The sequence below is a fragment of the Paratractidigestivibacter sp. genome (assembly GCF_963660155.1).
Classification (GTDB): Bacteria; Actinomycetota; Coriobacteriia; order Coriobacteriales; family Atopobiaceae; genus Paratractidigestivibacter.
The window spans coordinates 1-24,023 of the sequence record NZ_CAVKWG010000005.1 but is presented as its reverse complement, the minus strand read 5'-3'; the positions used below and the strand labels follow the sequence as shown (position 1 = coordinate 24,023).

The 24,023-nt window shown below is 64.5% G+C and carries 22 protein-coding genes; 11 read left to right on the top strand and 11 right to left on the bottom strand.

What is annotated here, in order from left to right:
* The first annotated feature begins 24 nt into the window (after positions 1–24).
* The 4 genes from U5709_RS00330 to U5709_RS00315 all read left to right on the top strand — a co-directional run bounded on the left by U5709_RS00330 (position 25) and on the right by U5709_RS00315 (position 3,300).
* On the top strand, positions 25–1,326 hold the full coding sequence (locus U5709_RS00330; RefSeq protein WP_321972516.1) for a DNA repair protein: 1,302 nt from the start codon (positions 25–27) through the stop codon (positions 1,324–1,326).
* Between the two features lie 40 nt (positions 1,327–1,366).
* Positions 1,367–1,567, top strand: a complete 201-nt coding sequence (locus U5709_RS00325; RefSeq protein ID WP_321972515.1) for a hypothetical protein — start codon at positions 1,367–1,369, stop codon at positions 1,565–1,567.
* A 180-nt stretch (positions 1,568–1,747) separates the two neighbouring features.
* The gene (locus U5709_RS00320; protein WP_321972514.1) at positions 1,748–2,047 is read left to right on the top strand and encodes a helix-turn-helix transcriptional regulator; all 300 of its coding nucleotides are present in this window, start codon (positions 1,748–1,750) and stop codon (positions 2,045–2,047) included.
* A gap of 2 nt (positions 2,048–2,049) precedes the next feature.
* Positions 2,050–3,300: a type II toxin-antitoxin system HipA family toxin gene (locus U5709_RS00315; RefSeq protein ID WP_321972513.1), complete on the top strand. Its 1,251-nt coding sequence runs from the start codon at positions 2,050–2,052 to the stop codon at positions 3,298–3,300.
* 458 nt (positions 3,301–3,758) lie between these two features.
* On the opposite strand, the gene U5709_RS00310 is transcribed toward U5709_RS00315, so the two are convergent.
* From U5709_RS00310 to U5709_RS00280, 7 genes are all read right to left on the bottom strand, one after another.
* Positions 3,759–5,060 (bottom strand): ATP-binding protein, encoded by a 1,302-nt coding sequence (locus U5709_RS00310; RefSeq protein ID WP_321971818.1) that lies wholly within the window; start codon positions 5,058–5,060, stop codon positions 3,759–3,761.
* A gap of 500 nt (positions 5,061–5,560) precedes the next feature.
* Positions 5,561–5,758, bottom strand: a complete 198-nt coding sequence (locus tag U5709_RS00305; protein WP_321971819.1) for a hypothetical protein — start codon at positions 5,756–5,758, stop codon at positions 5,561–5,563.
* Positions 5,759–5,993: 235 nt separating this feature from the next.
* Positions 5,994–6,479, bottom strand: coding sequence for a hypothetical protein (locus U5709_RS00300; protein ID WP_321972512.1), 486 nt, complete (start codon positions 6,477–6,479; stop codon positions 5,994–5,996).
* Positions 6,480–7,015: 536 nt separating this feature from the next.
* Positions 7,016–8,080: a hypothetical protein gene (locus U5709_RS00295; RefSeq protein WP_321972511.1), complete on the bottom strand. Its 1,065-nt coding sequence runs from the start codon at positions 8,078–8,080 to the stop codon at positions 7,016–7,018.
* 237 nt (positions 8,081–8,317) lie between these two features.
* Positions 8,318–12,256 (bottom strand): ATP-binding protein, encoded by a 3,939-nt coding sequence (locus U5709_RS00290; protein ID WP_321972510.1) that lies wholly within the window; start codon positions 12,254–12,256, stop codon positions 8,318–8,320.
* Between the two features lie 101 nt (positions 12,257–12,357).
* A complete protein-coding gene (locus U5709_RS00285; protein WP_321972509.1) occupies positions 12,358–13,827 on the bottom strand; it encodes an extracellular solute-binding protein in 1,470 nt (489 codons plus the stop codon).
* A gap of 329 nt (positions 13,828–14,156) precedes the next feature.
* On the bottom strand, positions 14,157–15,671 hold the full coding sequence (locus U5709_RS00280; protein ID WP_321971878.1) for an aminotransferase class I/II-fold pyridoxal phosphate-dependent enzyme: 1,515 nt from the start codon (positions 15,669–15,671) through the stop codon (positions 14,157–14,159).
* 364 nt (positions 15,672–16,035) lie between these two features.
* Between U5709_RS00280 and U5709_RS00275 the strand changes: the two genes are divergently transcribed.
* Positions 16,036–16,509, top strand: coding sequence for a protease inhibitor I42 family protein (locus U5709_RS00275; RefSeq protein WP_321971879.1), 474 nt, complete (start codon positions 16,036–16,038; stop codon positions 16,507–16,509).
* Positions 16,510–16,605: 96 nt separating this feature from the next.
* Here U5709_RS00275 and U5709_RS00270 read toward each other — a convergent pair whose 3' ends face one another.
* Positions 16,606–17,436 carry an HAD-IIB family hydrolase gene (locus tag U5709_RS00270; RefSeq protein WP_321971880.1) on the bottom strand — a complete coding sequence of 277 codons (831 nt, stop codon included), beginning with the start codon at positions 17,434–17,436 and terminating at the stop codon, positions 16,606–16,608.
* Between the two features lie 154 nt (positions 17,437–17,590).
* Between U5709_RS00270 and U5709_RS00265 the strand changes: the two genes are divergently transcribed.
* Both U5709_RS00265 and U5709_RS00260 read left to right on the top strand, forming a co-directional pair.
* The gene (locus U5709_RS00265; RefSeq protein WP_321971881.1) at positions 17,591–18,235 is read left to right on the top strand and encodes a TrmH family RNA methyltransferase; all 645 of its coding nucleotides are present in this window, start codon (positions 17,591–17,593) and stop codon (positions 18,233–18,235) included.
* 52 nt (positions 18,236–18,287) lie between these two features.
* Entirely contained in the window at positions 18,288–19,070 is a 783-nt protein-coding gene (locus U5709_RS00260; protein ID WP_321972508.1) for a mechanosensitive ion channel family protein, read from the top strand.
* 118 nt (positions 19,071–19,188) lie between these two features.
* Here U5709_RS00260 and U5709_RS00255 read toward each other — a convergent pair whose 3' ends face one another.
* A complete protein-coding gene (locus tag U5709_RS00255; protein ID WP_321972507.1) occupies positions 19,189–19,608 on the bottom strand; it encodes a peptide deformylase in 420 nt (139 codons plus the stop codon).
* 121 nt (positions 19,609–19,729) lie between these two features.
* Between U5709_RS00255 and nth the strand changes: the two genes are divergently transcribed.
* The 4 genes from nth to U5709_RS00235 are packed head-to-tail and all read left to right on the top strand — an operon-like array spanning position 19,730 to position 22,024.
* On the top strand, positions 19,730–20,440 hold the full coding sequence (gene nth, locus U5709_RS00250; protein ID WP_321971884.1) for an endonuclease III: 711 nt from the start codon (positions 19,730–19,732) through the stop codon (positions 20,438–20,440).
* A gap of 10 nt (positions 20,441–20,450) precedes the next feature.
* Positions 20,451–21,191 carry a putative ABC transporter permease gene (locus U5709_RS00245; RefSeq protein WP_321971885.1) on the top strand — a complete coding sequence of 247 codons (741 nt, stop codon included), beginning with the start codon at positions 20,451–20,453 and terminating at the stop codon, positions 21,189–21,191.
* Positions 21,188–21,634, top strand: coding sequence for an HD domain-containing protein (locus U5709_RS00240; protein ID WP_321971886.1), 447 nt, complete (start codon positions 21,188–21,190; stop codon positions 21,632–21,634). The genes U5709_RS00245 and U5709_RS00240 overlap by 4 nt, the downstream gene beginning before the upstream one ends.
* Positions 21,635–21,682: 48 nt before the next feature.
* Entirely contained in the window at positions 21,683–22,024 is a 342-nt protein-coding gene (locus tag U5709_RS00235) for an arsenate reductase family protein (RefSeq protein ID WP_321971887.1), read from the top strand.
* A 111-nt stretch (positions 22,025–22,135) separates the two neighbouring features.
* Here U5709_RS00235 and U5709_RS00230 read toward each other — a convergent pair whose 3' ends face one another.
* Together U5709_RS00230 and U5709_RS00225 are read right to left on the bottom strand one after the other, a co-directional pair.
* Complete coding sequence (locus U5709_RS00230) at positions 22,136–22,474, bottom strand: P-II family nitrogen regulator (RefSeq protein WP_321971888.1); 339 nt, start codon at positions 22,472–22,474, stop codon at positions 22,136–22,138.
* 70 nt (positions 22,475–22,544) lie between these two features.
* On the bottom strand, positions 22,545–23,822 hold the full coding sequence (locus U5709_RS00225) for an ammonium transporter (protein WP_321971889.1): 1,278 nt from the start codon (positions 23,820–23,822) through the stop codon (positions 22,545–22,547).
* Between the last annotated feature and the right edge of the window lie 201 nt (positions 23,823–24,023).

The window sequence follows — 24,023 nt, the reverse complement described above, 5'->3', positions numbered from 1 at the left end:
GCCACAACGCAGAAGGAGGTGCAGATGGGACCGGACCCGATCATCCGACGCGACGCCGTGGACACGGGGCGGACCTATTTGTGCATCGACCTCAAGAGCTTCTACGCCTCTGTCGAGTGCGCCGACCGCGGCCTCGACCCCTTTACGACGAACCTCGTCGTGGCCGACCCGTCGCGCGGGGACGGCACCATCTGCCTGGCCGCGAGCCCCGCGATTAAGGCGCTCGGCGTCTCGAGCCGCGCCCGCGTCTTCGAGATCCCCAAGGACATCAACTACATCAAGGCGCCCCCGCGCATGAAGCGCTACATGGAGGTCTCCGCCCAGATCTACGGCATCTACCTGCGGCGCGTTAGCCCGCAAGACATCCACGTCTACTCGATCGACGAGTGCTTCATCGACGCGACGCCCTACCTCAGGCTCTACCGCACCGACGCGAAGAGCTTCGCCGAGCTCCTTATGGCCGACGTCGAGGAAGAGACCCACATCTGCGCCACGGCGGGCATCGGCACGAACCTGTTTTTGGCCAAGGTGGCGCTCGACATCACGGCCAAGCACGTGGACGACCACATCGGTTACCTGGACGAACGCGAGTTCCGCCGCAAGATCTGGCACCACCGGCCTATCACCGACATCTGGGGCATCGGCCCCGGCATCGCGCGTCGCCTCTTGCAGTACAACGTGGTGGACCTGGCGGGCATCACGCAGATAGACGAGCGGTTCTTGCACAAGGAATTCGGTGTCAACGCGGAATACCTCATCGACCACGCCTGGGGCTACGAGTCCTGCACCATCGCCGACATCCACGCCTACAAGCCGCGCGGCCACTCGACAAGCAACGGGCAGGTCCTCATGCGCGACTACAGCTTCGCCGAGGCAAGAAACGTCCTGCGCGAGATGGCGTCGGCCTCGGCGCTCGACCTCGTGGAGAAGCACCTGGTCTGCGACTCGGTCTCGCTGTACGTGGGTTACTCGTGGGACGACCTGGGGGCGCAGAGCGCGGGCGCCGCGCGCAAGCTCGGCAAGCTGACGAACTCGCGAAACGAGCTGCTCGGCTGGGTGCTGGACATCTACGACGAGGTGGCCGACCGCGACCGCTCCATCCGCCGCCTCAGCGTGAGCCTTGGCGGCCTTGCCGACGAGCGCTATGCCACGCACACGCTCTTCGACGACGTCGAGGCGGACGAGGAGGAGCATTCTCTAAGTGCCGCGACGCTTGCCGTGCAGAGGAAGTTCGGCAAGAACGCGCTGCTGCGCGGCGTGAGCTTTCGCGAGGAGGCCACGCAGAGGGAGAGAAACAACCAGGTTGGAGGCCACCGTGCAGAGTGAGGGACAGATCCGGTCGACGGGCCGCGGTGGGGCAGCCGAAGTGCAGGCGCCCCGCAGGCACTGTCCCGAGGACGAGCCGCTGGGGCGCCCTCGGACGGCCCGCCTGCCGAAGCCCCAGGCCGAGCGGGCGACCCAGTTCATGCCTTTCGCCGCGCTCGTGGGTTTTGAGGAGTACCTGGCCCGCGCCGAGGCCGCGGCGGCCGCGAGCGACGACGCGCGAACGGCGGCGCTGGAGGAATAGCGTTGCGACAGCAAAGCCGGCGGCTGCGTGCGGAGCCGAGCGTTTCTTGCTGCTTCCCAATAGCTTGCATAGGCTGGCGTGAGGACCACGTCGTAAACAGCCGATACTCACACAATTTAATGTCCGCTTTATCAGACACTAAATGATATAGTGTCGTGTATTCCAGACGTTAGGATTGCCATGAAGAGACCAACGACAGCCAAAACGAAACTTGCCGCGCGCCGAATCGGCGAGAACATCTCGACGTGGCGAAAACTCTACAACCTCACCTCGCAGCAGCTCGCCGACAAGGCCGCCGTCTCGCGCTCGACCATCTCTCGGCTCGAGAACGGCGACCCGACCGTGAGCCTCGAGACGTTCCTCAACGTGTGCCGCGCGCTCAACTGCCTCGACGCCGTGGTGGACGCCACGGATCCCTACGAAACGGATTACGGCCGTATCCGAGCCGACCAAAGCCTGCCGCAAAGAGTGAGGGGCTGACCGTGATTCCAAGCCTCGAGGTGCACACTAACCTGCTGGGTCGCGAAGACGTGATGGTCGGCACGTGCCGCTTTGGCTTGCGGCGCGGTCAGATTTCGAGCGTATTTTGCTACGACGACCTCTACCTCTCCCATCCCGACGCCTATGCGATAGACCCCGCCCTGCCCTTAAGGGCGGCTTCATACCACAGCAACGGCGTGCACGGCGCGCTCCGTGACTCCGCGCCCGATCGCTGGGGCAGACATCTCATCGATTGGCAAGCGCTGTATAACGGTGATTCTGGAGTCGCCGGCGCGCGATGTCTTGACGAGCTCGATTACCTCATCGGAGTAAGCGACGCTTCTCGTCAAGGAGCGCTTCGATACGCGCTGCCCGGCGGCAAGACCTTCCTTTCGGCGGAAGGCGAGGCCCCTCCCATTGTTGAGCTGAAGAGGCTCTTGCATTCAGCTCGGGAGGTCGCGCTTGGCAACGACGGAAAAGAGCAGGTGAAGGAGCTGCTCGAAGCCGGCTCGGCATCCCTGGGAGGTGCGCGTCCAAAAGCCTCGGTCGTAGACGAGGGCAAGATTCTTCTCGCGAAGTTCTCTCACCCGGAAGATGAATGGGACGTCATAACCTGGGAAAAAGTTGCCCTAGAGATTGCCATGGCGGCGGGTATTCGCACGCCTCGTTCCAAACTGCTGACCATTGGGAGCAGCAGTGTGTTGTTGCTGGAAAGGTTTGACCGCTTCGATTCGTTGCTTGAGGGGGAGCGAATTCCCTACCTGAGCGCGATGAGCCTGATCGGCGGCAGGGACGGCCTGTCCTACGATTACGTCGAGGTGGCGGAAGCCCTTGTCGACTGGGCGAGCAACGCGCGGGCGGAACTTGAGAAGCTGTTTCGCCGGGCTGCACTCTCGGTTGCGATCAACAACACCGATGACCATCTGCGCAACCTCGGGTTATTACGCGAAGAAGACCGCTGGGGGTTCTCACCGGCATTTGACATAAACATCAATCCCGACCTGCGCCACACCCATGTGACCGCCGTCTACGGCGAGACGGGGGCAGCGATTGCGGAATCGCTCGGTGAGTTTGCCGAAGTCTGCGAGGTCGGGACTGAAAGAGCGCGATCGATTGTTGCGTCCACCGTAAATGCGTCGCGCCAGTGCGCCGCCTTTGCAAAGAAGCACGGTTGTAAGCAAGCTGAGATAACGCTGCTTGCAGGCGCCGTTGAGAATCGGTGCGCGGCGCTGGAGAAGGTGTTCGGGCTCTAGCCGAGGGCGGATGCGAACAGCACGAGACCTCCTATACTACGGAACTAGCATGCCAACGGCTAAGCGAATTTCCGCATAACGCGTGCTCCAACGGCCTGAAATTGGGCATTCCCCTCCCCGTGGGCTCGCCCCACAACGTTCGTTCAGTTTTTCGATGGTTAAATCGGAATCGGCCGGTATGAAGGGCCGAATTCGGCCGCGTTTGCCCAGTTGGCGAAACAGCTTTACTCGGTGATTCTGATTTAACCATCGAAAAACTGAACGAACGCAAAATCGCGGGGTCTCGGCGGCGATATGCGCCCCGTCTTCGCCGGTTGTGGCCATCGGAGCGGCTATTCCGTCCCGTTTTCGACGGTCGTGGCCCCGCGGCATGGCCACAAACGCAAACTACCGGGCGCGGCAGGCGGCCCGGCGGCCACAAGCGCAAAAACTGGGGCCGCGACGGCCCGGCAGGTCTCCTAGAGAAACGCTGCCATGTACACCGGGCAGTACGTTATCGCCCCGTCCACCTCGATATTGCCCTCGCAGAGGACGACCGCCTCGTCGATGCCGTAGTTCGGGGTGCCGAGCACCTTGCGCAACGCGCTGTGGCGCGAGTAGCCTTTGCCCGACTTGACCTCCACGGGCATCACGCGGCCGTCGCGCGTCTGCACCACGAAGTCCAGCTCGCCCATGCCCCTGTTCTTAAAGTAATACAGGCCGAGGCCGTGCGCAGCGAGCTCCTGCGCCACAGCATTCTCGTAGACCGCGCCAAAGTTGATATCGGGGCGCGACCCGAGGATCCCGCGCACCACATCCAGCCCGCACTGGTAGGTGAGGATGCCCACATCGGAGCTGAAGAGTTTGAACTTGGGCGCTTCCATGCTCGCCGCGAGGGGATATCGAGGCTCCCTTACGTTGTAGACGGCCAGCGCCGCGTTCGCATCGGTCAGCCACATGAAGTCGTTGTCGTAGCGGTCGAAGTGGGAGTCCCCCTCGACATCGCGAATGGTGAAGCGCTTATCCTGCCGGCTTATCTCGCTGGGCATCAGGTCGAAAATCCTACGGACGACGCGCGCCCTCCCCTGCGCATATTTGCCGATGTCCCAGCGGTACTGCGTGACGATAGCCTCTTGCGCGGTCCTCGCTCGCCCAACGTCGTCCGAATCGACGAACGCGAGGACGGCGTCGGGCATGCCGCCGCTGATAAGGTAGTGATGAAACAGCGTGAGGAGCCTGCCGTGGACGAACTCGTCGAGAGGCCGCTTCTCGCGGAAGGCGTACCGCGCCGCGTCTAGGAGCGCGGGCGCGACGCCGTTGGCCCAGCAATACTCCTCAAAGTCGAGCGGGTACATCTTCACCGTGCTCAGGTACCCGACCGGGGCGGAAGCGATTCCCCTGAGCTCCACGCCGAGCATCGACCCCGAGAGGATGTAATCGTAGTCGGCCCGCTCCATGAGGAATTTGATGGCCGTGACCGCCTCCTTGCACTCCTGGATCTCGTCAAGGAAGAAGACCGTCTTGCCAGGCACGAGCGGGACGTCGGCGAAGGCCGTCAAGCGCAAGAAGAGCTCGGAGGAGCTCGTCGCGGTCTCGACCGCGCGCCGGGCCTCGGTGTTCTCGTAGAAGTTGAGCTCGACCACGTTCTCCCAGTGAGCCGCGGCGAAGCGCCTGGCAAGATAAGTCTTGCCCACTTGGCGGGCGCCCGTGATAAGCAGGGCCTGCTTGGACCTGTTCCGATACCACTCCTCGAGCGCGTCGAGCGCCTTGCGTTTGAGCATATCAACGTCCCTCCCGATAATCTGACATATAGGCATTATAGCCTGCGATTTGTCAATTTGCGAAGGGTATTTAACATCGGTTTTGTCAATTTGCAACAGCTGTTTTGGTAGGTATTTGTCAGTTTGTGAGCATGATTCGACAGTGATTTTGTCAATTTTCAAATAGAGCTGCGTTCGGCTCGGAAGGTCGCGCCTGGCAACGCGGGGCGCGGGGCCGCGGGGTCTCGGCGTCCGCCATGCGTCCGCTTTTCGACGGTCACAAACGCAAAAGATGGGGCTGCGGCGATCCGGCGGGCTCGCCCGTAAACGGGTAAGAGCCGCCTTGGCCGGCGGCTCTTCTCTGGGCGCGAGCCCGCTGACCTGTTCGTCCAATACAGGAGGGTGTTAAGCCCCCCGCGCGCCCCAGTTATGCCCCGTCGGCTTCCCGCGCACAGCGGGGGGCCTTCGGGCGAGGGCCACGCCGCGGGCCCGGGCCCGTGGCTTGTCGTCTCACGCAACGCTTAGGGAACTGCGAATGCGGTCTGTTCGCGGTTGCGTGCGGAAAGGTCTAGCGGGTCTTGCTTGGTATTGCCATAGTGTCGCGACTGTCCGCGAGATTCGGATATGGTAAAGGCCGCCGGCGGGCGCACCAGCGGCGAGAGGGCGAGCCCGGCGGCGAGGGCCACGGCCGCGGCCCGGGTCTTGTTCTTCTGTCTCATGTTCTGCTCCTGTCCCGCCTCGGCGCCCGGCGGCGCTTTGGCGCAAGGATACCCCCCGGCAGGCCGGCGCAATGCTCAACCTGCGGTTTTCGAAGGAAAGCAGGACCGCGGAGGGCAGGCGGGGGAACGGCGGACGGGCGACAACAGGCCCCCTCGCGCCCGAAGGCGACGCGCGCCAAAAGAATAGCGGGGGGCGCGGAGGCTGTATCGACGCCTAATCCGTGATCTTTCCGCGCTACGCGGCGAGGTGGCCGAGATCCTCCAGCAGGAACTTCCAAGCCGGCTTCATCTCTATGCGCACCGCGCCTTCGACCGTCTCGCCCTCACCTTCCTTGGTGACAATTACCAAGCGCCTAACAGACCCATCAATGACCGCAAGCTTGACGAGACTCGAGACCTCCCTCGGCTTGGCGCTTTCCGACAAGGAATATGCGACCTGCACCGCAAGGCCTTGCTCGGGGACATAAAATTCAACATCTATGTCGTTGCGCTGCGACTTAAGGTAGTGCAGGCCCTCTCCAAAGGCATCGTGCATAGCGACGGCAACCTTTTTCATAAGCACGCGCAACGACTCGGGAAAGCCGCCATCGGTGTAGAAAGCATCGAAGGCGCCGCTAATCGTCCCCCTTGCGTTAGTGGCATAAAACGACTCCGGAGTATACAAGGTCTTCTTGGCGTCGAGATACTCGTCAAATCGATAGGGCGTGATGTGCTTGGTCAAGAAGCGGAACCCTTGGGGGCCGGGTTATGGCTGGGTCGCGGGGAGCGCCGGGGCTGCGATGCCGAGAAAACGCGGCGAGTTGGTGCGCGCGGGGTGGTTTTGCAAAGAAAACGCGGCGAGTTGGTCGGATTGGGACCAAGTGGAAGCGTTTTCTTGGCGGGCGGGTCGCAAACGGACCAAGTGGAGGCGTTTTCTTGGCAAACGGACCGCAAACGGACCAAGTGGAAGCGTTTTCTTGGCGGGCGGACCGCAAACGGACCAAGTGGAGGCGTTTTCTTGGCGCGCGGGCCGGTCGCGGCCGGCGGCGAAGACCCGGCACCAATGACTGCTGCCCGTGGACGTGCGCCTCTCCCGCAAAGTTCGGAAGGCTTCCGAACTTCGGAAGGCTTCCGAACTTCGGAAGGCTTCCAAACTTTTGTTACACATCGTATATCCGCAGGTCAGCGGCTTGCGCGGAGACAAGAAGACGCCCCCTCAAAGTTTGGAAGGCTTCCGAACTCTGAGGGGGCGTCGGGTGCGGGATGAGAGGGGCGGGATTAGTAGCGCTTGCCACCGAAGTTGCCGCGCCCGCCGCGGTCGTCACGGCCGCCGAAGCCGCCGCGCCCGCCGCGGTTGAAGCCGCCGCGGTCGTCACGGCCACCGAAGTTGCCGCGGCCGCCGCGGTCGTCACGGCCGCCGAAGCCGCCGCGGCCGCCACGGTCGCCGCCGCGGTTGAAGCCGCCGCGGTCGCCGCCGCGACGATCATCGCGGCCGCCGCGGTCGAAGCCGCCGCGCCCACCACGGTCGCCACCGCGACGGTCGTCACGGCCGCCGCGGTCGAAGCCTCCACGGCCACCGCGGTCGTCACGGCCGCCGAAGCCGCCGCGCGGGCTGCGGTCGCCGCCACGGCCGCCGCCGAAGCCGCCGCGCCCACCACGGTCGCCGCCACGGCCGCCGCCGAAGCCGCCACGGCCACCACGGTCGCCGCCGCGGCCGCCGAAGCCGCCGCGCGGGCCGCGGTCATCGCGGTCGAGGCCCATCTCGGTCAGCGGGGCGATGATCTTGTCCAGAGCGGCGAAGACCTCGTCGAGCTCCTCGTCGGAAAGGCTCGGGACGAGCTTGACGCCCTCGCGGCCTTGGGCGGAAGCGGCCTCGGCAGCGCCCTCCTCGGCGCTCACCAGGACGGCGCGCATGTCCTCTTCCTCGGGGAACTCGCGGGTAACGAGGCCGTTCTTCTCGGCCTCGGCCATCATGGCGTCGAGCTCGCGCAGGCGAATGCCGAGCAGCTCGGACATCTCCTTCTGCTCCATCTGGGGCTTGAGCTCGAGGAGCTTGATGGCACGCAGCAGGTTGCTCACGCGCTGGTTCTTCTCGGACTCCTCGTCGCGGATCATGTCCTTGCGGTTGCGCAGCAGGCGCGCGGCACGCTGAGCCTTATCGAACAGCACCTCATTCTTGTCGGCGGGGGCCTCCTCGGCCTCCTCCCCGTCCTCGAGGTCCTCGTCCTCGTCATCCATCTCGTTGTCGATAGCGTCCTCGTCGAGCTCCTCGTCCTCGAGCATCTCGGCCTCGAGTTCCTCGTTCTCGTCCATCATCTCGTCGTTCTCGTTGCACTCAGACATGCGTCTCCTCCTGCGCCTTCCGGCGAATCGTCGGCCATAAGGCCATCTGTGGCCGCCACTCTGCGGCTCTTCACAAGTAGAAAAGTTTACGTCCCGACCGCGTCCCGACCGCCAGACAAACCGCTCGCACACGCAAACGCCGCAAGTCTACGCCCCGGACCTCGCCGCTTGACCCGCCCGCGACGCCTCTGCTTTCGGGAACGCCGAGCTCGCCCGCGGCACCTTACCCGCCGGCGACTAAAGCACGTTGGCCAGGGCGGCGAGAAGGGCCGAGATCTCGATCGGCTTGGAGATGTGGGCGTTCATGCCGGCGCCGATGGAGCGCTTCACGTCCTCCTCGAAGGCGTTGGCGCTCGCCGCCACGATGGGTACCGTGGCCGCGTCGGCGCGGTCGAGCGCGCGGATCTGGCGCGCGGCTGTAAGGCCGTCCATCACAGGCATCATCACGTCCATAAGAATCAGGCCATAGCGCCCGGGCTCGGACTCCTTGAACCTGCTCACGCACTCGAGGCCGTTGGGGACCCCCTCGACCACGCAGCCCTGGTCCTCGAGCAGGTAGGTGAGAATCTCCATGTTGAGCTCGTTGTCCTCGGCCACGAGCACGGAGAGGCCCCTCAGGTCGGCGGCGCCGGCGTCCTCGGCGCCCGCGCCCGGCTCCGCGCCATTCGCGCCCGGCTCCGCGCCCGCGCCCTCCGCCGCCACCGGCAGTTTAATCGTGAACGAGAACGTGCTGCCGCGCCCGACCTCGCTCTCGAGTTCGATCTGCCCGCCCATCATATGCACGAGGCGGTTCGAGATGGCAAGGCCGAGGCCCGTGCCCTGCTGGCGCGCGTCGGCGCTGTCCACCTGCTCGAACTTCTCGAAGATGCGCTGCGCGTCCTCAGGACTCACGCCGACACCGTGGTCGGCCACGGCAAAGGTCAGGGCGCTGACCTGCGGACCCTCGCTGACCTCGCTCACCGTGAGCACCACGTCGGTGTCCTCGCCGGAATACTTGTTCGCGTTGCCGAGCAGGTTGATGAGGACCTGGTTCACGCGCATCGCGTCGCCGATAAAGCGCGTGTGCTCGAGCCGCACATCGAACACCAGCCGCTGCCGCTTCTGGTCGAAGCGGGTGCCCACAACGCCGCGCAGGTCGCCCACGAGCTCGGCCAGGTCGAACTCCGCGGCCACAAGGCCCATCTTGCCGCTCTCGATCTTGGACATGTCCAGGATGTCGTTCAGCAGGTCGAGCAGGTAGTGAGAGGAGCTGCGCACCTTCTTCAGGCAGTCCGTGCGGCGCTCCTCGGTCTGCCCGGGCAAAAGCGCGATCTCGGTCATGCCGATGATGCCGTTCATGGGCGTGCGGATCTCGTGCGACATGCGCGCGAGGAAGTCGCTCTTTGCGCGCGCCGACTGGTCAAGGCGCTCCTGGTTGATGCGGTTCTGGATAACGATCGAGATCTCGCGCAGCGTGGTCGCTTCCTCGTCGCTCGCCAGCGCCGCCGCTGAGTCGATGCCCTTGTAGGTGATACTTCCCGAGTAGTGCGCATTGTCGGTCATGAAGAACGTGACCCCGTCCACCGACTGGCCGCTCGACCACGACTTGAAGCCACCGATGGGCGGAAAATCCTTGATAGCCACGAGCGCGCCGCGCTCCGCACCCTCTTGCAGGCGCTCCGCATCGGTCGCCGAGCAGCGCAGCACCGTGACCTTGCCGTGGTAGTTCTGGATCCCCTGCCACTGGTAGGCCATGGTGATGGCGAGGTTGTCCATCGAGAAGTTCGTGACCATCAGATTCTGCAGCCCGAAGCGCTCCTGCAGCAGATTCGAAAGCAGGTCGAGCGCGGCGGCCATCGAGAAGCGCCGGTCGAGCAGGTTCATCGCGATGGACGGCAGGCTCATCTTCTCGACGTTGCTGGTCGAGACGACCTCACCGTACTTGCCGGGCTCGGCGTCGGGGTCCTCCACGTTTTCCCAGGCCAAAAGGTCAAGGCCGCGGAGCTTGGCCTCCCGTGCGGTCACACGGGCGCGCGCCGAGAGCTCCTCAGTCGTGTCGGCGAAAGCCGCGCCCACAATGCCGGCGCAGAACCCTAGGTCAAGAACCTCTTTGCGCACAAGAGCAGCGTAACGAGTGCGCACCTGCTGCACGCGAGAGGCGCACTCCTGCTCGTCCATGCCCCCGGCCCAGATGAGGAACTCGTCGCCGCCGGCGCGAATAAGCACCACGCGGTTGCCCCCTTCTTGCCAGCCGAAGGCGTCGCGCAGGATGTGCGCGAGCTCGCATATGAGCACGTCGCCGAAGATGAGGCCGTAGTTGGAGACGACCCCGAAAAAGTCATCGAGGTCGATGAGCACAAGCGTGCCCTGCGGCAGCTCCTCGCGCGAGTCCCAGACGACGTTAAGGCCCGCATCGCGCTTATAGAAGCCCGAGACCGGATCGCAAACCTGCGCATATGCCTCGGCGATCTCGCGCTCACGCTCCTCGGTGATGTCGTGCAGGTAGCCGACGTAGACCTCGGTCGCGCCGTCGACGCCCACGATGGAGCGAACGTTGACCTGAATCCAGCCGTTCTGGTGGTAGCCGGGGATGGAGCCGCGCAAAACAACGGAGGTCCGGCACCCCGGCTCGGGGCGCAGCTTGCCCAAAAGGGGCATCTCGTCCGGCGAGAAGCACCCGCTGGCCTTCTTCGTCCCCCACTCGTCGAGATTCCAGATGCCGTCGCTGTCGAGCGAATTTACGATCTCGATCTCGTGCGTGGTGGGGCGGAGGGTGTAGAAGATGTCCGACGTGGACTCGATGGCCTGGCGGTAGCGCTCCTTCTCCTCAGAGAGGCGCTCGGCTGCGGCCCCTTCTTTGGCGCTGAGGTCGTCAACGATGTCGTGCAGCTCGTTGATCTCGGCGACCCTCGACGGCTGGAAGGCCGCGAGGCCCTCGGAGCCGCCGCGGACGCTTTCCATGAGGCGGTGGACCGGGCGCGTGATGCCGCGGACCGCGAGGGCAATTACGGCGATGCCGACGGCCAGCGCCGCGCCCGACACCAGCAGAATGTTGCGGAACAAGCCCCGGCTCGCCGAGAAGATCGAGTCCTCCGAGACGAGGCCCACGAGCACCCACTTGGAGTGCTCGTAGGGGACGCGCTTGTCGTAAAGGGAGATGTCCGACTTGACGGCGTAGACGTCCTGCTTGCCCATGTTGACGCCTCTCACGCGGAACAGCCTACCGCGCCCCGCGTCCTCGAGCGCGAAGTCGCCGGCGTCGTCGCCAACGTAGTTGTAGAGCACGCCGTTGCCCGTCACGCACGTGTAGGTGCCGTCGCCGTTATCGTAGGCGAGCGCGAAACCGGCCGAGCTGCCGCCCGAGAGCTCTGCGGTCGAGAGATAGCTCTTGGCCAGGTAATCGACGGAGACCTCGATGCCCAGGACCGCGAAGACCTTACCGTTTGCCCGCAGGGGCACGGAGTAGGAAATCATGCGGTGGCCGTCCATGAAGCTGTCCTCGAGGATGAAGGGCGCCGACCAGTAGCCAAGCGCCGACGCGTCGACGTCGGGGTTGGCGTTGCCCGCCTTGAGGGGCTCGTAGTAGAAGTCGTCGGCCGCGCGTGCGCCCGCCGCCCCGAGGTCGAAAGTCGGGTTCCAGGAATTATCGAGCGCGAGGCCAAAGTCTTGGCCGAACGCCTGGTCGCCGCGCTCGATGAGCAGGTCGGAATTGGTCTGCGTGCGCATGGTGGGGTCGGAATCGCGCACGTAGACGCCCGTGTGGCGCGACGCGGATCCCGTGCCGTCGGCGTTGGCCATCACAAGGAAGATGCCGCTCGTCGTGTTGCCCTCTATGACGTCGAGCAGGTCCTCGTAGACCGACGAGACGTAGGCGCGCTGGGCGCGGGAGTCAGCGAGAAACGCGTCGACGGTCTGGCCGCTTTGGGCCAGCTGGTTCGCAAGCGCCTCTTCGTAGTAGGAGACGTCCCCGCGTATGGAGGCCCACTGGTCGACCATGGCGCTCTGGAGCACGTCCGCGTGGTTCTCGGTGGTGCGGGAATCGAGGCCGATGACGCTCTGCTCCATCTGCTCGCCCGTGTTCGAGACGGCGAGAAGGGCGATGGGCACAACGGCAACCAGGACGACGACAGCGAGGAGCGGCACAAGAAGCGAGCGCCGGATCGAGTGCGCGACGTTGGGGCGCTTGTCGTTGTCCATGTGCTCTCCTCTCGGTGTTTTCTCGCTTGCGCGGGCGGCGGGCGGCGATGCGGGCGGCGCGGCGCGGGCGGACGCCTGCGGTTTACGGCGCTGACCTGTCCTTACTTGCTTCCGGCGATGGCCGACTCGAGCGCCGTCTTAAAGACCGTAAACCACGACGAGAACGCATCGTCGGTCACGTAAGGCGCCACGGCGTCGGCCGCGCTCGCGCCGCCCGCGATGGCCTGTTCGATGGCCGCGCGGTCGGCCGCGGCCTTGTCGGAGAGGTTGTAGTCGAGGACCTTGCGCGCCGCGGAGCCGTTCTCGAAGCAGCCGGCGGCGTAGAAGGTCTCCTGCTCGATGGAGCTCATGACGAGCGACAAGGTGTCGTAGGTCTTGTCGCTCACCTTGAGGCCGTTGTTCTTGATGGCGGCGTCGAGCGCCTCGACGGTGTTGGCCTCCATAAGAACGGGCAGGTAGGAGGACTGGCAAACAAAGCGCAGGTTGTTCTCGGGCTCGCTGAACCACTTGAGGAACTCGACGGCCGCGTACTCGTGCTCGTCATCCGAGGCGCTCACGCACATGCCGGCGCCCTGCTGGACGCAGACCCTCTCGCCGCCCTCCATGATGGGGGCCGCAAGCACCTTGTAGCCGATGGTCGTCGCGGTATCGCTGTCGGGGGTTACCTGGTCGGGGAAGTAGGTGGCCGACGCGGTGGAGCCGGTGTAGGCCAAGATCTCGCCCGTCTTGACGTCGTCGGAGCGGAACTTGCCCGCGGCCTTGAACCACCCGTTGACGTAGGGCACGTAGTAGTTGTCCCAGAGGCGGCGGACCTTGTCGCGGTCGAGGTTCAAGGTGACCTTGCCGTCGGCCGCGTCGAAGAGCTCGGCACCCATCTGCCTCATGCCGATGATGAAGTAGTTGGACATGGAGTCGCGACCGTAGAAAGCGCGGCCGCCGCTCCACTCGTGGTAGGACTGGGCGACCTTGGTAACGCCCTCGGTGGTCGCGAGGTCCTCGAACGTGGCGCCGGTCGCCGCGGCAAAGGGCTCCCAGTCGGTCACGTTGATCATGAAGGTCTCGGTCGACTTGGCAACGGGCAGCAGGTAGAGCTTATCGTCGTCGAGCAGGTAGCCCTCCTTGAGGTAGCCCTCGACGTAAGCGCTGAGCTCGTCGGCGGTAAAGTACTGTCCAACCTCGGCGAGCTTGCCGGCCTGCTGGACGGTATAGGCGGTGTCGGAGTAGCTGAAGAAGATGGTGGGCAAGTCGCTGGAGCCCACGACGCCCGCGAGCGAGTCGGAGATGGCCGCCTCGAGGTCCGAGACGGAGCCCAGGCTCTGGGCCTCGACGTAGATGCCCTTCTCCTTGCCCGCGTTAGTGTTGAACTCGTTGACGAGGTCGTCGAAGGCGGCCTGCTGGGAACCGTTGTAGTAGTGCCAGACGCCGATGTTGGTGGGGTTGGAGGGGTCGAGCTTGGCCGTCTTCACGGACGACGCAGCCTGCTGCGAGGAGGCGCCGCAGCCGGAAAGAAGCCCCAAGCCGGTCGTCGCCGCGGCCCCGAGAAATCCCCTGCGCGAAACGTTAGCGACCATCGGCGTGCCCCTTCTCACCTAAGGCGATATGCAGATTGCTCCATTATGAACCACCAGCAGGTCAATGAGGGTTAGCAATCGCCAAACGGAGCGAGCGCCGTCACCGCGGACCTCTCCCCCAAAGTTCGGAAGGCTTCCAAACTTCGGAAGCCTTCCGAACTTTAGTTGAAATAGGTATATCCGCAGGTAAACGGCTTGCCGTGTTTCTCGAGAGGGCCCTCGAGGAGTTTGGAAGCCTTCCGAAGTTTGAGGGCGGGTTTGGGAGCGGGGCGAGCGGGTCAGCCGACAGAGCGGGGCGGGGCCAGCCGACGGGGCGGAGGGGCGGGCGGCTAGCTCTGGCGGTAGTGCGCGAAGAAATCGGCGAGGTCCTCGAGGGACTCGCGCAGCACCTCCATGCGCGGCAGGTAGACGATACGGAAGTGGTCGGGCTCGCCCCAGTTGAAGCCGCCGCCGCGCGTGATGAGGATCTTCTTCTGGTGCAGCAGGTCGAGCGCGAACTGCTCGTCGTTGGTGATGTTGAACTTCTTGACGTCCATCTTGGGGAAGATGTAGAAGGCCGCCTTGGGCTTGACGGTGGTGATGCCGTCGATGGCGTTCAGGGCCTCGTAGACGTAGTTGCGCTGCTCGTAGACGCGGCCGCCGGGACGGATGTACTCGTTTACAGATTGATATCCGCCAAGGGCCGTCTGCACAATGGACTGCGCCGGCACGTTGGAGCAAAGGCGCATGTTGGAGAGCATGTTGACGCCGAGGATGAAGTCCTTCATGCAGGCAAGGTTGCCCGAAAGAATCATCCAACCCACGCGGTAGCCGCAGACCATGTGGCTCTTGGAGAGGCCGGAGAACGTGACGCAGGGCAGGTCAGGCGCGAGCGAGGCGATGGAGATGTGCTCGAAGCCGTCCATGATCAGGCGGTCGTAGATCTCGTCGGCAAAGATCATCAGCTGGTGGCGGCGGGCAATCTCGACGATGCCCTCAAGGATCTCGCGCGAGTAGACGGCGCCCGTGGGGTTGTTGGGGTTGATGATGACGAGGGCCTTGGTGTTGGAGGTGATCTTTTTCTCCATATCGGCGAGGTCGGGGTTCCACTCGTTTAGCTCGTCGCAGATGTAGTGGACGGGGGTGCCGCCGGCGAGCGTCACGCAGGCGGTCCACAGCGGGTAGTCGGGGCTGGGGATAAGAACCTCGTCGCCGTTCTCGATGAGGGCGTGCATGCTGAGCTGGATGAGCTCCGAGACGCCGTTGCCCGTGTAGATGTGCTTCATGTCTACGCCGGGGATGTTACGCAGCTGAGCGTACTGCATGATGGCCTTACGGGCGGCAAAGAGGCCGCGCGAGTCGGAGTAGCCCTCGCAGTCGGTGAGCTGCTGGCGCATGTCGTAGACGACCTCGTCGGGGGCGCGGAAGCCGAAGGGCGCGGGGTTTCCGATGTTGAGCTTCAGGATGCGGGCGCCGTCCTCCTCCATGCGGGCGGCCTCGTCGACCACCGGGCCGCGCACATCGTAGAGGACGTTCTCGAGCTTGCTGGACTTTTTGAACTCGCGCATGGTGGTGCTCCCTTGGGTCGGGGTTTTCTTTGCGGTGGTGCGGTCGTGCGAGGCGGCAGGCGCGGGGCGGGGCGCGGCGGCCTTGCCCAAAAGCCAGTCGGCGGACACGCCGAGCAGGTCGGCAAGAAGCGCGCACGCGGCGCCGCGCGGGACAACCTTACCGCTGACGTACTGGCTGACCTGGCTTTTTCCGAGCTTCTTGCCACGTTCGGAGGCCAGGCGGATAAGGTCTGCCTGCTTGACGCCGGCGTCGTCCATGGCCGATTTAAGCCGTCGCGCGAAGGTCGTGTTTGGCATGAGTCGCTCCGAAAGTTCAATTTAGGTTCAATTTGCTGGTTCACGAATTGCACTATAGCACGGACAAATTGAACTATTTGTCAGAACGGATAAAGTTCAACAGATCACATGCCGCGTGGGCATCGGCATAAGACGAAGGGACAGCTCCTTTTTGCGGACAAGTGGGACAGCCCCTTTGTCCACCAAGAACGTGGACAGAGGGGCTGTCCCACTTGTCCGCAAAAGCCCCCTCTGTCCGCAAAAGGGCTGTCCCCCTGTCTTAAAAAGTGGTGCGCAACTGATACGCAGACGGGGGCATACTACAAATCAACAAGCTCGCACACAGCGCCCCGACCAGCCGGCCGGCAAACCAAAGGAGAACACCATGAAGAAGCCCACCTCCAAGCTCATCGCCCTGCCCCTCGCCGTCCTCGTCGCCTTCGTCGCCGTCATCGGCCTCGGCGCCTGCTCGAGCAGCACCCCCTTGCAGGGCCAGTTCGGCACGGACAACGCCGAGTTCGAGATCAGCCAGGAGATGATCGTCGCTCGCCTGAACAACACCTCGGCCGACACCGACTGGAACTACACCATTACCGGCGAGGGCGGCCTCCAGTGCGAGGGCGACGAGATCTCCGAGGGCAAGGATTGCAGCGGCAACACGACCGAGGGCGTCGTCTCCAGCCACGCCTTCCGCTTCTCCGCCACGGGCGCCGGCGAGCAGACCGTCACCTTCACGTACGGCAACGACTCCGCCAAGACCATCACCCTCAAGGTCGTGACCGGCGACAAGGGCGCGCTCAAGAGCGTCTCGGCCACCGACGCGAACGGCGACGTCTGCGGCGACCTCGCGAGGAAGTAGGCGATTCGCCAAGAAGCGATTCCAATAATCGCAGGGCCCGCTGCGGAAAACACCCGCTGCGGGCCCTATTTGTGCGGCGCCGGGCAAAAAGCCGCGCTAGCGCAGGCTGCGTAGCATGTGGCGCGGCACGGCATGCAGGGCGCACGGGCCGATGACGTTGCCGGCGGCACGCTTGGCCTCGTCGCTGCCGTTGCTCGTAGCATAGGCGTGGCCGCGAGCTGCAAAGCGCTCGAGCATCTGGATGTCGTTGCCGCTATCGCCGTAAACCGCGACCTCATCCTGAGAAACGCCCAGGTAATCGGCCAGCCACGCCACCGCCTCGCCCTTATTGACGCCCTTTGCCGTCACCTCGATCATCGACGGGTTAAACGGCGCATTTATCACCTGATCGGACCAGTCGTCGATGAACTCGCGGAGCGCCCGGGCCTCGTCCATGCCCTTGATGTGGGCGTTTATCTTGCAGATGTCCTGTGCGGCGATGTCTTGCGGCGAGCAGCCATAAACGTGCTCAGGGCCGCCCGTCATGCTCATGCCGCGCATGACGACCTTGCGCCACAGCGGCATATGCCCGTAAGAAGCGGCGTGCTCGTCCTCGCTGCCCGTGTGGTAGGTGTGCTCGACGCCGATGTAGTCGAGCGGTGTCTTCGGGAACTCGCGCACGATGGCCTCGACGAACTCGCGCGGCATCATCGAGACGCGGGCGAGCCGCCCCTCCTCGTCGAGCACGAGCGAGCCGTTGGCGCAGACCACGGCGACGTTTCCCTCGAACCCGAGGGCGTTGTTGGAGCGCAGCGTGCGCCCCGTCGCGATGGAGAAATGCCGGCCTGCCTCGCGCACCCGGCGAAGCGAATGCAGGATAACAGGGTCGGTGACGTGCAGCGCGTTCAAGAGCGTTCCGTCCAAATCGGCGGCAAACAGCTTTATCACGCGCTACCTCCTCTCCTCGGGGCCGACGGTTCACGAGTGTAGCCCAACGCGCGACGCCGCCCGCAAAGTAGAATGAGCTGGCAATAAAACCATCGACACCGACGTGCTCGTGCTCCGTCCGCCCGCGCCGGCGCCCAAACAGATAAGGCCAGCCATGTTCAACGTTGTCCTCTACCAGCCCGAGATCCCCGCGAACACGGGAAACATCGGCCGCACATGCGTGGTCACGGGAAGCCGGCTGCACCTCGTCGGCCCCTTGGGTTTTTCGCTGGACGACCGCATGCTGCAGCGGGCCGGGCTCGGGTATTGGCGAAGCCTTGATGTGTGCGTCTATAATAATTGGAGCGAGTTCTTGCAGGTTAATGGCCTTATTACCGACGACGCGCGCCTGCACTTCCTTACAAAGAAGGCCCGGCGCACCTACGCTGAGGCAAGCTACGTCGAAGGCGATTACCTGGTCTTTGGCCGCGAGTCCACCGGCATCGACGAGGAGGTGCTCGCCGCCGCGCCCGAGCGATGCGAGCGCATCCCGATGCTCGCCGACGCCGTCTCCATCCACGACGCTGACACGTGGACGGCGCCCGAGCGCGGCGTGGGCGTCACGGGCATGGGCGCCGACAGCACAGGCGCAGGCGGCGTCACGGGCGCCACCCGCGCCGAAAGCCCCCTTCTCGCCCAGGACATCTGCGGCAACTTCATCGACCCGAGCGACTACCGCATCAGCGCGCTGAATCTCTCCAACGCAGCCGCCGTCGTGCTCTACGAGGCGCTGCGCCAGACCGGCTTTGCGAGCATGTGAGGCCCGCCTGCGCTAGGATGTACCCATTCGACCCCGGACCACAGGAGTCCTCGTGAGTGCGTTTATTAATTGGATGCTTTCGGAAAAGCCCTGGATAAGCCTATCGATCATCTTGATCGGCGGTTTTATCTGGTTTCGGCTCGACCGCCATTTTAAGAAGTGCCTGATCGCCCACGCGAACACGGCGACCCGGCAGACCAGCCTCAACCTCGCCCTCATGGTCGCCAAGGGCGCCGTGGCCGCGTTCGCCGTCATCTTTGTGCTGCAGGTCAACGGCGTGGACGTGCCCGGCATGATCGCGGGCCTGGGCGTCGCCGGCATCATCGTTGGCTTCGCGCTGCAAGACCTGCTCAAGGACCTCATCATGGGCACGGCCATCGTGTGGGACAACACGTTCGCGCTGGGCGACGTGATCCGCGTCGGCAACTTCGAGGGCAAGGTCCTCTCGTTCAACTTCAAGTCCACGAAGGTTCAAGACATCCGCACGGGCAACGTCGTCACGTTCTGCAACCGCGACGTGGCGACCATCGAGGTCGTCTCCGACTGGCTGGACATCGACGTGCCGGTGGCCTACGAGGTGGAGGCGGCCGACGCCCGCGAGATATGCGCCGAGGTTGCGCGGCGCTGCGAGCGGATCGATAGCGTGAACTCGGCGGAGTTCATAGGCACCCAAGAGCTCGCGGCGTCGAGCATCGTCTACCGCGTCCGACTGCACTGCGACCCCGCGAGCCGCTACGCCGTGCGGCGGGCCGCAAACAGTGCAGCGCAGGACGTCTTCGCCGAGCGCGACCTCGCCTTCCCCTACGATCACCTCGACGTCCAGCTCTGCAAGTAGGCCTGCAAAGGGGACAGTCCCTTTTGCAGGTTAAAACAAGCCGCCGGCACCCGTGACCAGGACGCCGGCGGCGTTTTCTTGCGATGACCTGCAAAAGGGACTGTCCCCTTTGCAGGTTTTAGACCAGCTTGCCCTTGCAGTGGTCGATCATGTGCTGGACCATCTGGGCCTCCCAGCCGAGGAAGTCCTTCTTGCGGGGCTTGAGCTGGCCGTCGACCAGCTCGTCGTAGGCGACCTTGGCCTTGATGAAGCGGGTGACGCGGGTCTCGCCCTCGTGCGTCATGCAGCTCTCGACGAGCTTCTGGGGGCCGAGGCCCATGAGCAGGCGCGGGTTGTACAGGACGTGGTCCTTCTCGTCCTCGCCCTTGTACACGACGACGGACTTGGTCACGCCGATCTGGTTGGCGGCCAGGCACACGGCGTCCTCATTGGCGTTCATGGTGTCGATAAGGTCCTGGGCGAGTTCCGCGTCATCGGCGGTAGCGGCCTCGCAGGGCGTGGAGAGAACGGCGTCGTCGCAGACGAGCTCCTTAATCATGCGGGTTCCTTTCCGTGGGATAGGCGCGCCAAGACCTGCTCGCCGGCGCGCCGCGTGTGCCGTCGAGTATATCATTGCTTGTGTATGGCCAAATTTGCCGCGACCCAAAAGGAGGTGCCGCATGCCGCGAGAAACAAAGGCCGCCAAGGTCGAGCGTGCCTGCGAGGTGTGCCGGCGCCTCGACGAGAAGTACGGCCCCGTCGAGTGCTTCCTCGACTATTCGACGCCGTTTAGGCTGGTCATCGCGGTGCTTCTCTCGGCGCAGACCACCGACGCGCAGGTAAACCGCGTGACGCCCGAGCTCTTCGACCGCTTCCCCACGCCCGAGGCCATGGCCGCGGCCTCCCCCGCCGAGGTGGCCGAGATCATCCGCACCCTGGGGTTCTACAAGACCAAGGCTCGCCACTGCGTCGAGTGCGCACAGAAGATCGTAGCCGACTTCGGCGGCGAGGTGCCGCGCACGATGGCCGAGCTCACGAGCCTGCCGGGCGTGGGCCGCAAGACCGCCAACATCGTCCTCAACGTGAGCTTCGGCATCGTCGAGGGCATCGCCGTGGACACGCACGTCAACCGCATCGCGCACCGCCTCGCCCTCTCGCCCAAGACGCACGAGAAGGAGCCGCTCAAGACCGAGCAGGACCTGCTGCGCCTCTTGCCGCGCGAGCTTTGGGGGCCGGTGAACCATCAGTGGATCCGCCACGGGCGAGACACCTGCAGCGCCCGCGCGCCGCGCTGCGCCGAGTGTGTGCTGGCCGACATTTGCCCCAGCGCGGGCCTCGGCGCGGGAGCGGGAGCCGGCGCAAGCGCGGGCCTCGGCGCGGGCAAGGCCTAGGGGGGTCACCGTGATAGCGTGCCAGTTGGTGGTGTGGTTCTATGTTTTCTCGATGATCGGGTGGCTCTTCGAGTGCATCTATTGCTCCATCGTCGAGAAGCGCTGGTGCAACCGCGGGTTTCTCTTCGGGCCCGTCTGCCCCATCTATGGGGCGGGCGCGGTGGCGGCGCTCATCGTGTTCGGCAACCACCTGGTGCGCGCGTCGCTGCCCGCTCCGTGGGCTATCTTCTTGATCTGCGGCATCGGCGCCTCGTGCATGGAGTGGGTCACATCGGTCGTTATGGAGCGGGTCTTCGGCACCGTGTGGTGGGATTATTCCGACATGCCGCTAAACCTCAAGGGGCGTGTCTGCGTGCCGGCGGCGTGTCTGTTCGGCATCTGCGGCGTGGCCATCGTCTACCTTGCGTTACCGCTGATAGACGTTGTTGTGGCCGTCGTGCCGCCGCTGGCCTTCGAGATTTGCGGGCTCGTCCTCGGCATGCTCTTTGCCGTGGACATGACGCTCAGCATCTGCACGCTGACCGAGATCTTGGCCGCCATCGAGCATGCGCAGGGGACCTTCGACGACCGCGTCCAGGGCGTGATGGACGCCGCGGACGACCGCCTGCGCATCGCGGCCGAGACCATGGGCGCGCGCCAGCAGCACATCCTGCACAACATGCGACGCTTTCGCACCGAGCGGCTAGGCGGCGGCGTGCGGCGACTCACCGAGACGCTGGACAACGTGATAAGAAAGGGGCGCCGACCGTGACACCGGAAGTGCAGAATGCCTTCGAGGAACAGGTGGCGGAGCTCGAGAACGCGGCGCGCGTGCCTGTGATGCGCGAGTGCATCCAGCACGGGCAGGTGACGACGTGGGCGCATTGCGTGCGTGTGGCAAGGGCAGCCGTGTCAATAGCCGAGGCCCTTCACCTGCGCGTAAGCCAGCGAGAACTCGTGCGGGCGGCGCTTCTCCACGATTATTTTTTGTACGATTGGCACGAGCCGAACCACACCAAGCATGCCACGATGCACCCGGTCTTCGCGCTGGAAAACGCCCGCGTGGACTTCGACCTCACGCCGCTGGAGGAAAACGCCATCGCCGCCCACATGTGGCCGCTGCCGCCGGGCCGCGTGCCCGCGAGCCGCGAGGCCTGGCTCATCTGCGCGGCCGACAAGTGGTGCTCCCTCGGCGAGACCCTCTTCATGCGATAGTGGACAAAGGGACAGTCCCTTTGTCCACCCCGACGAGAAAGGCGGCGGATGAACATCCAGATCTTCGGCACCAAGAAGAGCTTCGACACAAAGAAGGCGCAGCGCTGGTTCAAGGAGCGCCGGATCAAGTTCCAGTTCATCGACCTGCGCGAGAAGGAGATGAGCAAAGGCGAGCTGCACAGCGTCGTCTCCGCCGCGGGCGGCATCGACGCCGTGCTCAACCCAAAGGCAAAAGACGAGGAGGCGCTGGCCCTCGTGCAGCATCTTGCCGAGTCGCAGCGATTCGACAAGCTGCTCGAGAACCAGCAGCTCCTCCGTGAGCCCATCGTGCGCAACGGCCGCGCGGCCACCGTCGGCTACTGCCCCGATGTGTGGGTCGGCTGGCAATAAACCTCGACGAACGAACCTGTCATTTCGTGCAGCCGCAGGAACCTGTCACCACGTACAGGTCTGTCCCAAAACCGCTGCAGAAAGGGGACTGTCCCCAAGTGGTGGGCGTGGCTAGACGGCGGCCTCGCCGCGCTCGCGGGTGCGGATGCGGACGCACTCGTCCATCGGGTAGACGAAGATCTTGCCGTCGCCGACCTCGCCGGTGTGCGCCACGTCACAGACGCAGTCGATGAGCGGCTCCACCGCGTCATCGGCAACCACGAGCTCGACCTTGACCTTGGGGATCATGTTGAGCAGGACCTCGTTGCCGCGCACGTACTCTTTCCAGCCGTGCTGCGTGCCACAGCCCTGGACCTCGTAGATGGTCATGCCGCGCACGCCCTTCTCGAAGAGGGCTTCTTTAAGTTCCTCGAGCTTCTCGGGGCGAACGATGGCGGTTACTTTTTTCATGTTGAACTCCTTCGGAGCGTCGTGATCTTTGCGGGTGTTCGCGATGCCGTTCGCGCGGCCGCGCGCGTCCTTACGCGTCCAGGCCGGTGTAGGCGGGATAAGCGCTCTCGCCGTGCTCGCAGGCGTCGAGGCCGAGCGCCTCGTCGTGCTCGCTCACGCGCAGCTCGCCATGGAACAGCGCGCGCACGACGGCAATAATCACCAGGTCAAGCACCACAACAATGACCAGCGTGACCAGGATGCCCACGACCTGGCTCACCAGCAGCGAGAAGTCGCCGGTATAGAGCAGACCGCCGTGCGAGGTCCACGAGAGCTCCGGCACGCAGAAGAAACCGGTAAGCACGCCGCCCAGCAAACCGCCCACGCCGTGGCACCCGAAGGCGTCGAGCGCGTCGTCGTAGCCGAACTTGGCCTTGAGCTTGGAGATGGCGAAGTAGCAGACGGGCGACACGATAAGGCCCATGACCGCCGCGGCCCACGGCTCGACGAAGCCCGCGCCCGGGGTCACCACGACGAGGCCCGCGACGAGGCCGGTCACACCGCCGACGAGGGTCGGCTTTCCGGTCTGCGCCTTCTCGACGACGAGCCAAGAAGCGAGGCCGGCCGCGGAGGCCACCACCGTGTTCAGGATCGCGAGGGCGGCAGTGCCGTCAGCGGCGAACTCGGAGCCGCCGTTGAAGCCGAACCAGCCGAGCCACAGAAGGCCGGCTCCGAGCGCAACGAAGGGCACGTTGTGCGGGCGGTAGCTCGTAAGGCCGAAGCCGCGGCGGCCGCCGAGGGTAAGGGCGAGCAAAAGGCCGGTCACGCCGGAGCTGATGTGCACGACGTCACCGCCGGCGAAGTCGAGCGCCCCAATCTTGTCGCCGATAAGGGAGCCCGCGCCGCCCCAGACCATGTGGGCGAGCGGCGAGTACACGACGAGCGACCAGATGGCGATGAAGGTGAGCACGGCGCCGAACTTCATGCGGCCTGCGACGGAGCCCGTGACGATGGCCGCGGTGATCATGGCGAAGGCCATCTGGAACATCACGTTGATGATGGTCGGGTAGACGGTGCCGTCGGGCACGTCGGCCGCCTCGGCGAGCATCTTGCCCGCGACGCCGTTAAGCCCCAGCTGGTCGAAGCCGCCGAACCAGCTCAGCGAGCCGTCACCGCCGTAGGCGAACGACCAGCCGGCGGCGACCCACACGAGGCCGACGACGCCGATGACGGCGAAGCACATGAGCATGGTGTTGATCACGTTCTTGCGGCGAGAAAGGCCGCCGTAAAAGAACGCGAGGCCCGGGGTCATAAAGAACACGAGCATGGTGCAGATCATCATAAACGCTGTTGAACCGGTATCGTACATGACGCCTCCTGGGTCGGTTTGGTCATCCACGACGATTTTTGTTTGACCGGCGGCGACAGGTATTGTAAACGCGGCACCTGTTACCCGCGCGCGGCCGACCCGAAACTTCCGATACCGCCGCGAAACCCAGGTTCGCCGGCTCGAAACCCGCGCGTAACGACCCGCATTGGCCCGCAGTTTGGGGACAGTCCCCTTTTTGCA